At 60.1% G+C, this 472-nt stretch carries 1 pseudogene; it reads right to left on the bottom strand.

Features of this window, described 5'->3' with window-relative positions:
* Positions 1–404, bottom strand: a pseudogene (locus tag AC1D1Y_RS26350) (amidase); the annotation flags it as partial.
* Between the last annotated feature and the right edge of the window lie 68 nt (positions 405–472).

Here is a 472-nt window from a genome sequence, read left to right as displayed (position 1 = left end):
GCCTTGGTCACGTCGAGTGCCGAGAGGGTGACCGCATGCTCGAGTTCCCACAACAGTTCGGGCTTCATCAACTCACGCAAGCTCGGATCGTTGTACTGATCGATCAAACCGAGCTGCGCCCACCAACGCCATCGCAGGAACAGTTGCCAGATGTCCTCGGGKTTGAAGTCGGGAAGTGCTGCCTCGACGCGGCACCCCAACTGTTCGAAGACCTCGAACGAGGATTCGCACAACTCGAGAACTCCAGGTTCGGTTGCCAGGTAACCGTTCCAGTCACCGACCCATGCGATCCGAGAGCCCTTCAGATCCCGTGCGAGGCTTTCGGTGAACACAGCGGGATTCTCACGAATCCCCAACGGTGCATAGGCATCCGGCCCCGCCATCGTAGAGAGAAGGTGAGCCACGTCGGTGACGGTTCGGCCCATCGGACCCACAACAGCGCCCTGAGCGATGAATCCCGTCTCCGGTATCC

The organism is Polaromonas sp. P1_G1 (assembly GCF_056405595.1).
Note: the sequence above shows the minus strand (reverse complement) of the source record. Positions and strands in the feature narration are given on the sequence as shown.